We start from the raw sequence: 14,609 nt of genomic DNA on the forward strand, positions 1-14,609 counted from the left end.
GTAAGTAATAAATAAGATATAAATACATATTATCATGATTTAAATGTTGAAATAATATATACTTAGTATATAATTACTCCGTAAAGGGATGGGAGGAGTTTGTAGATGATTCAGATCAAGAATGTGAAGAAGGAATTCTTTCAAGGCCAGGAGCGGACTGAGGTGTTGAGGGGCGTTGATTTGACGGTAGAAGAAGGGGAGTTTGTAGCGGTGATGGGACCGAGTGGTTCTGGAAAAAGTACATTACTTCAGCTGTTAGGCGGGCTTGATCTGCCTACTGATGGAGAGATTTTGATAAATGAACATCAGTTAAGTGAGATGAATGAGAAAGAGAGAACGATTTTCCGCAGAAAACAGATTGGGTTTGTGTTTCAAAATTATCAGCTGCTGCCTACGCTAACTGTCGAAGAGAATGTGGCGTTTCCGCTGCATGCAGATGGACGTTTAACAAAGGAGAATCAACAGACGGTTGTAGAGCTGTTAGAGGCTGTTGGCTTGAATGGACTTGGGCGGAAACGGGCTAGTTTGCTGAGCGGCGGTCAGCAGCAGCGTGTAGCGATTGCAAGAGCTCTAGTCAATCAGCCGTCAGTGCTGTTAGCAGATGAGCCGACGGGGAACTTGGACCGGCATAGAGCGGAGGATATTTTGGCGTTAATGTGCAAGTTCAATCGAGAAAGCAAGCAGACGATTATCATGGTGACGCATGATATTTTCGCAGCAGGATTTGCGGATCGAATCATCCTTTTTAAAGACGGTGTTATTGATCAAGTGATCTCTAGAAAGGATGATGATTATGCTCAGTATGTGGCGAATTTCATGGCGTAACATGATTCAGCATAAAAAGCGGTTCGCCATTTCTGTCTTAGGTATAATGGTGGGAATTGCTTTTGTCACGTCGATGCTCATTGCCGATCGAACGACAAATGATGTGTTTCATTACTATGAGCAAATGTATGTCGCTGATGCAGATTATTGGGTGTTGAGTGATGATCATACGTATGATGAGGAACAGATCTCCTCCATTTTAAAGCATCCTGATGTGACAGGATCATTATTAGCGCTGGATAAACAGACATTTTTTGATGTAGAAGGTGATCACTCTCTTAACCAACGGGCGGTGCGAATTACCGGAGTACAAGATCAAACGAGCTCTTTACTGAAGCTGCCTGTGATTGAAGGGCGTTTGGATAATCAGGGGTTGGTCATACCAGATGTTGTGGCAAAGCTGTTGAATAAAAAAGTGGGAGATACCATTCGTTTTTCTGATTTGGGCGAAGCGAAGGTATCTGCCATTGTGGAATATACACAGCTGCTTTCAAGTCCGAGTGACTGGAAGAGTGCAGAATCATCGAGCTTTCGTGTGATGGCGCCGCTTGATTTATTGAGAGAATGGACGGGACTCGATCATCAGCTTTCTTATATGAGATTTCAGACGAATGATGGCGGAGAGCAGCTCTTTCAATCTTTACAGAAAGAGTTCAAGGATGCCGATGTTTTTGTCCAGCCTGTGGTGGCGGATGACCGGCAAAGTAATGACATTGGCGGATTGTACACGTTCTTTTACCTCATCGCAGGGCTGTCGATGTTTATGAGCGGTTTTATCGTGTTTAATATGATTTATACGAGTGTGATGGAACGAAAAAAAGAATTTGCGATTATGAAGAGCTTTGGTTATACGCAGGGCTCTGTTTCTAAGCTGATGTTGATTGAGGTTTTGATCTTGGCATGTATTGGAACAGCCATTGGGGTGCCGATTGGCGTTTGGCTTGGAGATGTGTTCATGCAAACACTGCTTGGTGTGTTCGCTTTTGATATGGTGTATTCGTTAGATTGGCAAGTGCCTGTTGTAATTTCAGTGATCATTGGTATTGTGTTCCCCGTGCTGTTTTCGTTATTTCCGATCTATCATGCAGGGAAAACGTCTGTGCTGCTGACTTTAAAATCCACTACCCAAACTTCTACACCGAAAAAACAATCGGTCATTAGAGCGGTGATAGGGATAGGCTTGCTTTCATTTGTATGGGTGGATCATCCGGCTGCTTATCTTGGCATTTTAGCCAGCATGGTTCTGTTATTCCCATTTTTTCTGCTCTTTTTGAACCGGTTGTTGGCGCCTCTTTTGAAGTTTGTCTTTGGTTACCCGGGCCATCTATCCTCGCAGCATGTCACGCAGCAACTGAATCGAAATGCCAATACGGCGGCGATTCTAGCTGTTGGGATTGCTGTGATCTTGCTTTTAAGTGCGGTCATTGAATCGGCTCCAGACGGCTACGAAAAAGAGATTCGTCAAACGTATGGAGGCGATCTCAGGGTTACTTCTGAAGTTCCATGGACGAAAGCGGATCAAGAAAAGCTGTCATCCTATGAGTCTGTTGAGCGGGTGGAACCGATGATGGAAGCGGCTCCTTTGACATGGGAAACGGCCCATGGAGAGAAAAGACAATTTTCTATCATCGGTGTGGATGAGAAAGGACCTTCTTTTATAGAAGGTGACAATAAAGGCGATTTGTATCAACGATTATCAGAAACGCCTTCTATCGTGTTAGGAGAGCGTGCGTTTGATGAATGGGGTGGGCGTATTGGAGAGAGTGTGTATCTCAATGCACCTTCTGGCCGGCAGCAGTTACAAGTCATTGATGTGGTCAAGACTTCTCATCATTCGGGTTATGTGGCATTTGTCGATCAGACATTTTTACAAGAGGATTTAGGGTGGACGCAGCCCCTTGATATCCTGCTTACGTTAAAAGACAAAGGTGCCGGTGAGTCTTTACGAGATCAGCTATGGGAAGACTTTGGGCAGCGGCTTTCAAAGGTGAAAACAGTAGAGGATGAGATTGAATCAACGACATCGGCTTTAACTGGTATGAACGAGTTAATTTCTATGATGCTCATTTTCATTATTGGGCTCGCGAGCATTGGAACAGCCAATACTCTGCTGATGAATACGCTTGAACGTACATCTGAGATTGGCACCATGCGGGCGCTTGGGCTGACAAAGCAGCAGGTGAGAAAAATGATCGTCGGAGAAGGTGTGCTCATTGGGTTATCAGGTGTGATTGGCGGCATTTTATTTGGTGTGATTCTTCTATATGTCTCAAGCCAATCTGATTGGCTGGGTGGATTTGTTTCATTCCAATTGCCGCCTGTGCATCTACTGCTGGCAGTGATCGCAGGAATTGCACTTAGTTTAGCGGCTTCGTGGATTTCTAGTGCGACAGCGAGTAAAATAGAGATGATATCATCTCTCAAAGAAGGTTAAATCATATGTCAGTGAAATACGGAATTTTAACATCGCTCTGTCAGCAGCAACATCATGGATATGAATTAAAGCTAGAGCTGGAGTCATTGCTCGGAATAAAAGGAAAAATCAACCCTGGTCAAATCTACACGACGCTTGATCGGTTAATTCGTGATCAATTGGTGACAGCAGTGGGAATAGATGACCAAGATCGAAAGCTGTACGACGTGACGGAAGAAGGCACACAAGAGCTGGAATCATGGCTGTTGGCACCTGTTCCATATCATGCTGCAAAGGATGATTTTCACTTTAAATGGGGCTGTGCACGGAAAATCAGATTTCATCAAGAAAAAGAAATGCTTCAGCAGCAGAAAGCCGTCATCATGAAAGATGTGATGGAACTCACGAAGCTGAAAACGGAATGTCTTGTGCAAGGTGATGAGAGTCGGTACTTATTGATTTCTGGTACGCTGCTTCATTTAGAGGCGGATTTGAATTGGATTCATCAAATTGAACATCGGAGCGGGTCATCATTTTAGAGAGGTCTTTCTTTTGAAGAAAGGTCTTTTTTTTGGCTTCGTTCGGAGCATATGCAGATAGGATGGGAAGAAAGTTTGGTATGATAGGTGGAAATTGATTGTATTTTCAGAAAAGGGGTTTGATCAATGAAAACATCACGTAATCCTGAGACCATTCATGCGCCAGTTGCACCGTACATCCATCAAATAGAGACAACAGGGCCACAGCGGTGGTTAACCTTATCAGGGCAAGTGGGGATGGAAGTCGATGGGACCATCCCAGCGAGCCCGATGGAACAGCTCGAGCTAGCGTTAGAGAATGTAAAACGCAATGTAGAAGCGGCAGATATGAAAGTGGAAGATATAACGAAGCTTGTGTTCTATTTAGTAGGGGAGTTTGATGCTGAGAGTAGAAAACAAATCATGGGTCAGTTTTTAGGGGATCACCTGCCTTGTATGACGATGATTTATGTGGTGGCTTTGGCTTCACCTGCTTTAAAGGTTGAGGTGGATGCATGGGCTTGTCGGGATATGGATTCGGTTTGAATTGGTTTATTTAATAGATAAAAGGTTGGGATGATTGATGCCCAATCTTTTTTGTTTTGTTATCTTTTAGTATTTTAAATGATTATAATTCTCTTACCCTTTTATACCCAATATGGTAATATTGTGGTAAATGATAAGTGGGTCTAATTACATTTACATTCCACCGTAAAAACACCATAGATCAGCATACATCACTCTAATAAAAGGGAGAGATTTGATGCCATTCATGGAGGTTCAGAATGTAAGCAAACGATATAGCAATGGTGATGGGATAGAGGGCCTTTCATTTTCTATTGAAGCAGGGGAGGTTGTGGCACTGCTTGGGCCTAATGGTGCGGGGAAGACGACAACCATTCGATGTTTAACAGGTCTCTATCAACCTGATCAAGGGGAAATACTCATAGAGGGATTTCCTCCTGGTCATTCCCATGTCCAAAAACAAGTAGCTCTTATTCCAGATCAGCCATATTTGTACCCAGATTTAACGGTTGCTGAACATGTTCAATTTCGTGCGAGAGGCTATCATAAAGGTTTAAAACAGATCAAAGAAAAGGTATTTGAGGCGTTGAAAGAAGTACATATCGAAATGAAGATGAACGAATTGTGCGGAAGGCTTTCAAGAGGTCAAAAACAGCGTGTCGTCTTAGCAGGGGCCATTGTGCAAGATGCCTCCCTTTTTATTTTAGATGAGCCGACTGTTGGGTTAGACATCCCTTCGAAACAATGGTTGTCAGATTGGCTGATACAGAAGAGTCTTCAAGGTGGTTCGGTTCTTGTGTCCACTCATAGTCTAGAGTTTGTTCTTGATACGGCTAGTAGGGTGATATTGATTCGAGACGGTGCCATCATGAAAAGTATCGCTGTTCCTAAGCGGCAGGAAGAACAAATGAAGTGGCGGGCAGAAGTCATTCAACTTCTAGGGGAGTGGTCTAGTGAATAACACGCTTTCCCTTTTATGGATGAAATCCCAAAGGCGCTTGATCAGTAAAAATCAAGAAAAGAAAATGCCCTTTTTGATCTTGCTGCTTATGATTGCTGCCATTGGTTTTCAGCTGAGCGCAGTCTCAAGTATGGGCGATTGGAATGCGAGTACAGCTGGATGGTTCATTGTCGTTTTATTTGTTCTTTATACTGGCTTTGGTTTGTTTTCGAATCGATTGCCTAGTCAGATGAACGATATCATGTGGTTGTATGGAAGTGGTGCTTCCTTATGGACGGTTGTGATGAGTGTATGGGTATATCACATTTTTTGGCGATGTGCTCTTCTCATTGTTTCTGCTGTGATGGCTGATATCCTCCTTCTTTGTTTAACGAAGCAGTACTTTTTTCTACTTGGTAAATCACTCCTGTTAACAGCGCTGTTATGTATGATCGAAACATGGATGATTGCGGTATCTTGTGCAAGAACCATTCAAGTATATAAGCGAGTGCTCTTCATTGGTTTTATACTGATGTTTGGTTGTCTTTCATTGCTTATTATGAATCAATTGATATTGAAACAGTCGTCAATGATGGAGATATCTGCTTCTTTTATGTATCAAGTCGGACGCATGATAGTGGAGTTTTCATTCATTTCTGTATTGATATTACTTGGAATGATGATTTTATCTTTCATGATGATGTACAGGTCGAGTCATCGTATAGAGATGATGGAGTCGTTAGTCAAAGAGGCGGCATTTTGGGAGGAATTTGAGGGGAAACAGGTTCATGTAAATCCAATAAGTCCAAAGAAAAGCAAGACGTGGTGGGGGCTTTCATCATTAACGGGCATCTGGGCTTTCCTTTGGCTAGAAATATTGATGATTAAAAAGTATGCTACCTTCCACCTGTTATCCACCATGCTGTTGATCGGTACTTATTATGTCGTCAGTTCTTATTTTTCAAATTGGTTGACTCTATTCTTTCTGGTCATTGGTGCATCTGTCCTGCTCAGTTCATATTACGCGGGGATTGTAAGACACGGGCAAACGGGAATGCTGTATCTTTTTCCGGGTGCTTTATACCAAAAAATTCTTCTATTGGAAGTGTGTCAAACCTTTTGGTTGTATGGTGTCTACTTGGTTTCTCTTATCTTGTTAGAGATTCATGATGTATTGTATTGGGCCATTTATGGGGTAGGGGTTTATATTTGGTTTTTGACCATTCGGCTCTTTGCCTTTACGCAGCCTTTGAGACGAGAAGCGAGTCTTTCTTTGGGCATCTATTATCGATCATTGCTCATCGGATCTGTCATAAGTGCTGCAGTCATCATTGGGATTCATCTGTTCACTAATGGCTGGTTTACAACGATGACATGTGTATTTGCTGGATGTGTATGTTATGTGATGTGTTATCGATGCCGTGGGACTCATTAAAAAGAGGAGTTGATTGTCATGAAACCAGAAGATAAGCTATCCCAATCGGTTCAACGTTTAGTCAATACGAATGAAGTAACAATCGTTCAAGCCATGGGGGAATTAAGGAAATCAGGAAAAGAGGCAGTGCCAGTGCTTGTTGAAGCCTTAAAAGAAGAGGGTTCTTTGCGGAATATTGCAGCAGCGGTTCTTGGTGAATTTGGAGCAGATGCAGGGGATGCAGCAGAAGCTCTTGCTAAACTGTTAGAAAGTGAAGAAGAGGAGACAAGAATGGCGGCTGCAATCTCACTCATGAGAATTGGTCAGCCTAGTTTGCCATTTCTTCTGTCTTTGGCAAAGCGTTATGAGGGTCCTACTTGTTTTTGGGCATCGTGGTGTATCTCTTGGATTGACCCATCAAAAATTGAAAAAAATATGTACGAGTGCCTAAAACAGGAACAAGAGAATCCATCAGGAAATGTGGCCCCCTTTGCCGCAGAAGAGGCACTAGGAAAAATCATCGCTTTTCAATTAAAAGAAAAGGGGGATGAGTAGTGGAAACGCAAATACTTAAATGGCCTGAGCACCTTCCTTGGATTCATTCTTCACATCAGCGGTGTTTACCTGAAGAGCATACTCAGCTTCTTTATTTTTGGTCAGTTAACTGTCCGCATTGTGAAGAATTAACCGACCACATTCTACATATTGTGGATCAGTTGAGTATCCATTTAACCTGTGTCCATGTTCCATATACGGAAGAAGAAAAATCGATAGAGGTTGTTTCGAAATATGCGGAGGAAAAGAATCTCATTGCTCCCATTGTGTTGGATCAAGATTATGAGATTGTCACAAAATATAAAATTCAAGGATTGCCAAGTTTTTGCCTCATAGATAAAGAGGGACAATTAATTGATCGGAAAATGGGAGATACCGGCTGGGAAAAGATATTAAAAAAACTAGAAAAACGATCATAATTAGAGTTATGGAGGAGAGCGTTTTGTTTCAATCAAACCAAGAATTAAAAAAAACGGTGGTCTTTTATGCAGGTGTGGGAGCTGTTTTGCTGATTCTCATGATGTTGACATGGCTGCCGGTTTCTGCAGACTGGGAGTTGCCGTTGATTTTGTTTGGATTGGGGATTTTGTTTTATGTGAAGCGTGTGCTTTTTAAAGAAGAAAAAGATCATAAGGCATAAGTTTTCTACCGAGGTGATCTAGAAATGTACAGTTGATGAAAGGTAAGTAATAAAAGGTTGGATGTTGAATCCAACCTTTTATTACTTCCTGTATTGAGTTTAAAAACAAGGGAATGCTTTTATATTCTCAGAGCAGTGTTTGAATCAAATTTTAAAAATCCAATGTCCTCCATGTATTTGAAATAGCGTTTGATTAAATGATCATCCATAGGGGGATAGGTCATTCCATGTGCTTGGAGAACCGTTTGAGTATTTGTTGAGTCAAAGTGCGCCATGTTTTCGTATAGTTCCCAGACTGTTTTGTCTTGTTCTACCTTTTCAGTGAGCATTGGAAGAAATGGCGTAAGGGCGTTGTCTGCGTTTTGATCGCTTGCTTGAATGAGAGCTTCTACCCAAGCGTTATATGCTTTCTTTTCTAATGGATAGCCTATTTCTTCTATTATTTTTTGGAAAAACTCACTTAATTCCATGCTTTCTTCTTGAGGTGGAACGAGGTGATAGGCTTTGCCGAAGTTGGCTGGATCCTTGCATATGGTTGTAATGGCTTTTGAAACAAAGTCGACGGGTACGAATTCTTTTCGTTGATTCGGTAGCTCACCGTAAGCCTTTAATTGGATGCATCCTTTGATTAGTCTCGCCATGTAATCCTCTGTATTATGAACGCCTGTTTGACTGTCGCCCATGATGAAGCCGGGGCGAAGGACTGTGATCGGCACGCCACGTTTTTTTGCTTCCCACATGATTTTTTCTGCCACCCATTTACTTTGAGAGTACCCAATGTCCTTTTCTACAATAGGAAGATAAGCATCGATGGATGTATCTTCAAAAAGAACGGTCGTGCCATCTAGATACCCGGCAGGTCCGAATATGGCAATGGTCGATAAGAAATGAACAGGCTTTACCTGTTCTGTGCAGGCGAGTTTGATGATATTTTCTGTGCCGGTGACATTTGTATCCTTGTGCATGTGATAGGGCTGAACGTAATTGACTTTTGCTCCATTATGATAGATGGCATCAATGGTTTGGGCGAGTTGTTGAAATTCCTCTGTTGAGAGCCCTAGTTGAGGCTTGTCCAAGTAACCTACAATCGGTTTTAGTTGTTTCAGATAATGTTCGTCCCATAGGTGATATTTCTCCATATTTACTTGTATTCTCTGTCTTGCGTGCTGTTTGTCTCTTGCTCTGATCACACAATAGATTTGGATGGAGGGATTCATTCGAACAAGCTCTTTAATGAGATAAGCGCCTAGAAAGCCGGTTGCTCCTGTTAATAACACGGCATTCTGCTTAAAGGATTTAGAATCGAATAGGTGCTTTGGCTGAATCTTTTCATCTAAAAATCCCTCTGATGTGAGCTGTTGTTTCGGCTCAGGTGTTTGATTTTGTAGCATACGATGAACTTGTTGAATCGTAGGATGTTCATAAAGGGTGCTGGCAGGTAGTTCAACGTGTAATGTTTCCTGCATACGCATTAAGGTTTTGGCGGCAAGGATGGAGTTTCCTCCTAAGTCGAAGAAGTGATCGTTTGTGCCAATGGGCTCTACCTTTAATAGGTCTGTCCATATTTCACAGAGTGCTTCTTCGGTTTGATTGGTTGGTGCGACATATTCAGTTTGCAGTTTGGGTCTGTCGAAATGATGTCTTGGTAGTGCTTTTCGATCGACTTTTCCATTTGTGGTCGTAGGGAAGTTTGTCAATAGAACATAATGTGCAGGGCGCATGAAATCAGGGAATGTTTTCTTTGCATAAGTTTGAATGGTATATAGATCCCATGTCTTTTTGTTGGACGGAATGATGTATGCAATGATGCGTTTATCCCCAGGTGTAACCTCTGTGGCTGTCACCAAACAAGATTTAACGCTTGGGTGCTGGATCAGCACATGTTCAATCTCGCTAAGCTCAATACGAAAGCCTCTAATTTTGACTTGGTCATCATTTCTACCAATATATTCAATAAGACCATCAGGTTGTTGTCGAACTAGATCCCCTGTTTTGTAATAGGTTCTTCCATCCCGTTTAATGAAACGTTCCTTTGTCAGGTTTTCCCTTCGCCAGTAGCCTAATGCTAGTCCATCTCCTGAAGTGATGAGTTCCCCTATTTGTCCTTGAGAGACAGATTCACCTTGTTCATTTGTGATGTCAATGACGGTTCCTGCTACAGGTCTGCCAATCGGTATACTGACTAGCTCATCCCATGTGTTTGGCAGTTGAAAAGTTGTTGTGAAAATTGTATTTTCTGTCGGGCCATAGCCATTAATGATGGTCGTATTTGGGAGCTCTTTTAATGCTTGTTGAACGATTTGAGGAGACATGACATCTCCACCAGATACGATGTATTTAAGCGATTTGACATCGTTTAGGTGTGACTCCATCATCAAGTTGAACAATCCAGTAGTTAAAAAAAGAATGGATACATCATAATTTTTAATGGTTTGACTGACGAGTTCAGGAGTCAGTTTTCCAGAAGGAGGAATAGCGAGTGTCGCTCCATTTAATAATGCGGACCATATTTCAAATGTAGAGGAATCAAAAGAGATAGTAGATAGTAAAGCCAACGTATCAGAAGAATCAATGGACAGAAAGGAAGGGTTATGCGTTAGGTGCATAATACATCTCTGTGTAATGACAACACCTTTTGGTTTTCCTGTTGTGCCAGAGGTATACATGATGTATGCAGCATTAGAAGATTTGACATCAAAGGACGGGTTTGACGTTGATTGTGTAAGGATGAGATGTTTTTCTTTATCTAAGTAGATAGTAGGAATAGGCAAGGGGGTCAGGCTTGGAGTGACATGTGATGTTGTGAGTAAAAAGGATAGTTCGGCATCTTCAATCATAAATTGAATACGTTCACTGGGGTAATTTATATCTATAGGCACATAAACGGCGCCTATTTTGGTGATAGCCAGAATAGAGACAATCAATTGTGGTGATCTTTCTAAGGCTAGACCGATATGAGAAGCTTTCGTTACGCCCATTTTGATAAGATAATTGGCATACTGGTTACTTTGTTTCTCAAGTTCAGCATATGTGATGTTACGATGGTGGCACGCTAAAGCTGTATGATGCGGTGTGCGAGTGGCGTGGTGTCTAACGATATCAGATAAATTTTGATCATTCATGATGATATTCCCCCTCTAGAATTTGATAGATTAGGAATGTTATTCCTAAATCCACCCAAAGTGTATATGAAGAAATATTCAATGTCAATGAAGGGTATATTCACAATAAAATGTAAAATTTATATAATAATTGAAATAATATGAAGATATATTGTGCTATTTAGAGATAAAATGTCAGGGACCCCCGGATTTTTCCTTGAATGAGCGTTTTGTTGATCAAGATGAGGTGAAAATAGGGGGAAATTGAATCATAAGATAGGTTGGATTCACTGATGGGATGACAGATCACTTTTTTAGGGAAATATATATACGTATTTCAAAAGAATTTGGTAAAATATATAGGTATATCTTAAATTTGTTATATGTTTAAGGAGCTGTCGTGTTGAAGGGATCTAGGGTTGAGTTTATTGATAGTTTACGTGGTTTTAGTTTATTAGGTATTTTGATTGTGAATATGCTTAATTTTCAATATGATTATGATTTTGAGAAGATGTTTGATCCGAGCATATGGGGACAGGAGTTTGGGGTATATGTGACGGAGATCTTGTTCCAGGGGTCATTTTATCCGATTTTCTCCTTTTTGTTTGGGTATTCTTTTATCAAACTGATTGAATCTACAAAGGCCAAGGGGCTGAATACGAATGCCATCGTCGTTCGCCGCGGCTTTGGTCTTATTGTGCTTGGGATGCTGCATTACATATTCATTTGGAATGGTGATATTCTCTTATATTATGGAGCATGTACGTTTTTCTTGATGATGTTTTTGAGCAGCCGGATCAAAACAATGCTGATTTGGTCAGGTGTGTTAGGTGCTTTGTCATTAGTGGTTTTACCATATCTGATGACCTTTGTTTATGGAAATGATGATTTGTTAACTGATGTGTATGCGAAGGGTGCATACGGTGATATTTTATTGAGCCGGGTGACGATTGAAGACGATATGATGATTGTGACCATTATTATGGCGATCGTGACCATTACGATGATGCCGATCTTAGGTTTTCTATTCGGTACGATCATGGTGGGGCCATTTGCACTGCTTGGCATGGCCATTGGGAAAAAAGGTCATCTGACAGAAGAAGATCGAGGAATGGCGTATCGTAAAGGCTGGATCTGGATGATTTTGATCGGGCTCGCTTTAAAATGTGCGACGTTTATTGATGCCCCTTGGAGTGAAATGGTGATGACGTTAGGAGCCTATGTCCTGACGATCGGTTATATTCAAGCTTTTATTGTCTTTTACTATTCAAAGGTTGCACAAGGATTGAAACGTCTGCTTGCAGGACTGGGCCGATTGTCTTTATCAAACTATTTGGCTCAATCTATTATTTGTACAACGATTTTCTATTCTTACGGACTTGGTTTATTTGGACAAATGGGCTCAATGTTTGGATTGCTGCTTGCTGTCGGACTTTACACAGCACAGCTCTTCATCAGCTATCTCTATTTGAAAAAATGGAGAAGAGGGCCTGTGGAATGGCTTATGGGAAAATGGGTATATTGGAGATAAATTGATTTGTTGAGGAACCGCATGGCTGAAGAGCTGTGCGGTTTTTTAGTTGCATTCAAAAAAGTTCATAAAAGGAGTTGAATATTTTTTTAGTGTGTATATAATGTATATATAGTGTATATACAATATTTCATTGCGAATACCAGTACAGAAAAAAGAGGTTTTTATATGCAAATTACGATTTCTAACCATTCTAAGGAGCCTATCTATGAGCAAATTACGACGCAAATCAAATCGTTGATCTTAACGGGTGAGCTTGCAGAAGGTGCAGCCCTGCCGTCTATCCGAAAGCTGGCGAAGGATTTACAAATCAGCGTCATCACAACAAAACGTGCATATGAAGAGTTAGAGAAGGCAGGATTTATTTATTCGATTGTCGGTAAGGGATCATTTGTTGCCGAGCAAAACCTTGAGGTCATGAGAGAGAAAAAATTGAAGGTGATTGAGGAACAGCTTGGAGCGGTTGTTACAAACGGCAAAGAATTAGGCTTATCTTTTGATGAATTGCAGCAGTTATTAAAGTTCTTGTATGAGGAGTGAGATGAGTGGAGCATGTGATTGAATTCAAAGGAGTATCAAAACGGTTCAAAGACTTTTCTGTGCAGAATCTTGATTTACAGGTCAAAAAGGGCTTTGTTACTGGATTTATTGGAGAAAATGGAGCCGGTAAGTCGACCACGATTAAAATGATCATGAATTTGTTAAAACCAGATTCTGGTGAGGTTAAGATTTTTGGATTAGATTATCGCACCCATGAAAAAGAGATTAAGGAACGCATTGGCTTTGTTTACGATGCTAACGTTTTTTTCCCAGGATTGAATTTAAAAGACATCAAACGAATTGTGGCACCTGCCTATAAACGCTGGGATGATAGGCTATTTTATCAATATATTGAACAGTTTGGCCTGCCGCTTCATAAAGCGATTAAAACATTTTCAAAAGGAATGCAGATGAAGGCATCGCTTGCGATTGCGCTGTCGCACCATGCAGAGCTGATTATCATGGATGAACCAACTGCTGGTTTAGATCCGGTATTTAGAAGAGAGCTGCTCGGCACGTTACAAGAATTGATGATTGATGGGAATCGGACGATCTTTTTCTCAACGCATATGACGACTGATTTAGATCGCATCGCGGATTATATTGCGTTTATACAAAATGGAAGATTGGTCTTTCAACAGTCGATTCATGAGGTGGCGGAGAATTATGCGCTGGTGAAGGGGAGCCTGGATTTGCTGGATCGAGACACAGAAAAGGCGTTTATCCATATTCAGCGTACGGCAGCCGGATTTGAAGCATTAACAGATCGGATTGATGAGGTGAAACTTATTTTTGGGGATGCTGTTGTGATTGAACCGGCGTCGCTTGAGGATATCATGTTTTATTTGAAAGGCGGGGTTGCGCATGTTTCATTTAATTAAACGTGATGTGATTTTGCAAAAGAAGCAGTTACTTATTTTTATTCCGTTTATCTTATTTTTTATTTTCATGGATGTACATCCGGTATTGACGTTTCTAGTTGCTAGTGTCTTCATTCCATTTAACACATATGCGTACGATGAGAAGGCAGAAACGAATATTCTATTAAATTCCTTGCCCTATACACGTAAAGAAATTATCGCATCACGTTATCTTGGCGCCATTTTCTATATGAGTATTGCGATCGTGCTGACAAGTGCTGCATTATTTGTGTTTGGGAAGCTGTTTTCGCTGTCAGATATTGCGATTGGCAGCGGGTTGTTTTTATTGTTCGCAGCATGTACGTTTCCATTGTTTTATATCTTAAAGCCTGGCTATATCACAACGGCAGTGATCATTGGCTTTATCGTATTATCTGCTATGGGACCGCCTGTTATTTTCTATTTAGCAGAGCAATTTAGTGGGATCACTGATTTTATCATGAATTTATCGATCCCTATTGTATATACGGGGTCAACTGTACTGATTATGCTCATCTACTTGCTGTCTTGGGGACTTTCTACTGCGATTTACCAGAGGAAAGTGTTTTAAATCAGATGATCACATCATTTATAGAGAATCATTCATTTTGAGGTAGGCCTTTCAAAATGGATGATTCTTTTTTGCATCCGGTGAAATTGACATCCAGCAGAAAACAGGTTATTGTTATTTAACATAATGTTAATTAT

General features: G+C 41.0%; 14 protein-coding genes. 13 read left to right on the forward strand and 1 reads right to left on the reverse strand.

Annotated features, from left to right (window positions below):
• Nucleotides 1–105 precede the first annotated feature (105 nt).
• The 9 genes from ABG082_RS01130 to ABG082_RS01170 all read left to right on the forward strand — a co-directional run bounded on the left by ABG082_RS01130 (nucleotide 106) and on the right by ABG082_RS01170 (nucleotide 7,830).
• Complete coding sequence (locus tag ABG082_RS01130) at nucleotides 106–825, forward strand: ABC transporter ATP-binding protein (protein ID WP_348936435.1); 720 nt, start codon at nucleotides 106–108, stop codon at nucleotides 823–825.
• On the forward strand, nucleotides 794–3,259 hold the full coding sequence (locus ABG082_RS01135; RefSeq protein WP_348936436.1) for an FtsX-like permease family protein: 2,466 nt from the start codon (nucleotides 794–796) through the stop codon (nucleotides 3,257–3,259). The genes ABG082_RS01130 and ABG082_RS01135 overlap by 32 nt, the downstream gene beginning before the upstream one ends.
• A 5-nt stretch (nucleotides 3,260–3,264) precedes the next feature.
• Nucleotides 3,265–3,777: a PadR family transcriptional regulator gene (locus ABG082_RS01140; RefSeq protein ID WP_050826856.1), complete on the forward strand. Its 513-nt coding sequence runs from the start codon at nucleotides 3,265–3,267 to the stop codon at nucleotides 3,775–3,777.
• Nucleotides 3,778–3,903: 126 nt separating this feature from the next.
• Nucleotides 3,904–4,302, forward strand: a complete 399-nt coding sequence (locus tag ABG082_RS01145) for a RidA family protein (protein WP_348936437.1) — start codon at nucleotides 3,904–3,906, stop codon at nucleotides 4,300–4,302.
• A gap of 217 nt (nucleotides 4,303–4,519) precedes the next feature.
• Nucleotides 4,520–5,242, forward strand: a complete 723-nt coding sequence (locus tag ABG082_RS01150; protein WP_019744076.1) for an ABC transporter ATP-binding protein — start codon at nucleotides 4,520–4,522, stop codon at nucleotides 5,240–5,242.
• A complete protein-coding gene (gene skfF, locus ABG082_RS01155) occupies nucleotides 5,235–6,656 on the forward strand; it encodes a sporulation killing factor system integral membrane protein (protein ID WP_348936438.1) in 1,422 nt (473 codons plus the stop codon). Before ABG082_RS01150 ends, skfF begins: the two co-directional genes overlap by 8 nt.
• A gap of 18 nt (nucleotides 6,657–6,674) precedes the next feature.
• On the forward strand, nucleotides 6,675–7,190 hold the full coding sequence (locus ABG082_RS01160; protein WP_008343915.1) for a HEAT repeat domain-containing protein: 516 nt from the start codon (nucleotides 6,675–6,677) through the stop codon (nucleotides 7,188–7,190).
• A complete protein-coding gene (locus ABG082_RS01165) occupies nucleotides 7,190–7,609 on the forward strand; it encodes a TlpA disulfide reductase family protein (RefSeq protein WP_024719128.1) in 420 nt (139 codons plus the stop codon). Before ABG082_RS01160 ends, ABG082_RS01165 begins: the two co-directional genes overlap by 1 nt.
• Nucleotides 7,610–7,632: 23 nt before the next feature.
• The gene (locus ABG082_RS01170) at nucleotides 7,633–7,830 is read left to right on the forward strand and encodes a hypothetical protein (RefSeq protein WP_019744074.1); all 198 of its coding nucleotides are present in this window, start codon (nucleotides 7,633–7,635) and stop codon (nucleotides 7,828–7,830) included.
• A 119-nt stretch (nucleotides 7,831–7,949) separates the two neighbouring features.
• Here the strand turns inward: ABG082_RS01170 and ABG082_RS01175 are convergent, their stop codons facing one another.
• Nucleotides 7,950–10,952 carry an amino acid adenylation domain-containing protein gene (locus tag ABG082_RS01175; RefSeq protein ID WP_348936439.1) on the reverse strand — a complete coding sequence of 1,001 codons (3,003 nt, stop codon included), beginning with the start codon at nucleotides 10,950–10,952 and terminating at the stop codon, nucleotides 7,950–7,952.
• 382 nt (nucleotides 10,953–11,334) lie between these two features.
• On the opposite strand from ABG082_RS01175, the gene ABG082_RS01180 reads away from it, so the two are divergent.
• The 4 genes from ABG082_RS01180 to ABG082_RS01195 all read left to right on the forward strand — a co-directional run bounded on the left by ABG082_RS01180 (nucleotide 11,335) and on the right by ABG082_RS01195 (nucleotide 14,472).
• A complete protein-coding gene (locus ABG082_RS01180) occupies nucleotides 11,335–12,462 on the forward strand; it encodes a DUF418 domain-containing protein (RefSeq protein ID WP_019744072.1) in 1,128 nt (375 codons plus the stop codon).
• A gap of 168 nt (nucleotides 12,463–12,630) precedes the next feature.
• Entirely contained in the window at nucleotides 12,631–13,002 is a 372-nt protein-coding gene (locus ABG082_RS01185; protein WP_017366490.1) for a GntR family transcriptional regulator, read from the forward strand.
• Between the two features lie 5 nt (nucleotides 13,003–13,007).
• The gene (locus ABG082_RS01190; protein WP_039169374.1) at nucleotides 13,008–13,883 is read left to right on the forward strand and encodes an ABC transporter ATP-binding protein; all 876 of its coding nucleotides are present in this window, start codon (nucleotides 13,008–13,010) and stop codon (nucleotides 13,881–13,883) included.
• Nucleotides 13,867–14,472, forward strand: coding sequence for an ABC-2 transporter permease (locus tag ABG082_RS01195; protein WP_019744070.1), 606 nt, complete (start codon nucleotides 13,867–13,869; stop codon nucleotides 14,470–14,472). Before ABG082_RS01190 ends, ABG082_RS01195 begins: the two co-directional genes overlap by 17 nt.
• Nucleotides 14,473–14,609: the final 137 nt, after the last annotated feature.

It is taken from the genome of Bacillus sp. BS1807G30 (genome assembly GCF_040047675.1).
Lineage (GTDB): Bacteria > Bacillota > Bacilli > Bacillales > Bacillaceae > Bacillus > Bacillus altitudinis.

Excerpts from the sequence above, each read along its gene's own strand:
- ABG082_RS01130 (WP_348936435.1), top strand. The coding sequence starts at position 106 with ATGATTCAGATCAAGAATGTGAAGAAGGAATTCTTTCAAGGCCAGGAG.
- ABG082_RS01135 (WP_348936436.1), top strand. The coding sequence starts at position 794 with ATGCTCAGTATGTGGCGAATTTCATGGCGTAACATGATTCAGCATAAA.
- ABG082_RS01140 (WP_050826856.1), top strand. The coding sequence starts at position 3,265 with ATGTCAGTGAAATACGGAATTTTAACATCGCTCTGTCAGCAGCAACAT.
- ABG082_RS01145 (WP_348936437.1), top strand. The coding sequence starts at position 3,904 with ATGAAAACATCACGTAATCCTGAGACCATTCATGCGCCAGTTGCACCG.
- ABG082_RS01150 (WP_019744076.1), top strand. The coding sequence starts at position 4,520 with ATGCCATTCATGGAGGTTCAGAATGTAAGCAAACGATATAGCAATGGT.
- ABG082_RS01160 (WP_008343915.1), top strand. The coding sequence starts at position 6,675 with ATGAAACCAGAAGATAAGCTATCCCAATCGGTTCAACGTTTAGTCAAT.
- ABG082_RS01175 (WP_348936439.1), bottom strand. The coding sequence starts at position 10,952 with ATGAATGATCAAAATTTATCTGATATCGTTAGACACCACGCCACTCGC.
- ABG082_RS01185 (WP_017366490.1), top strand. The coding sequence starts at position 12,631 with ATGCAAATTACGATTTCTAACCATTCTAAGGAGCCTATCTATGAGCAA.
- ABG082_RS01195 (WP_019744070.1), top strand. The coding sequence starts at position 13,867 with ATGTTTCATTTAATTAAACGTGATGTGATTTTGCAAAAGAAGCAGTTA.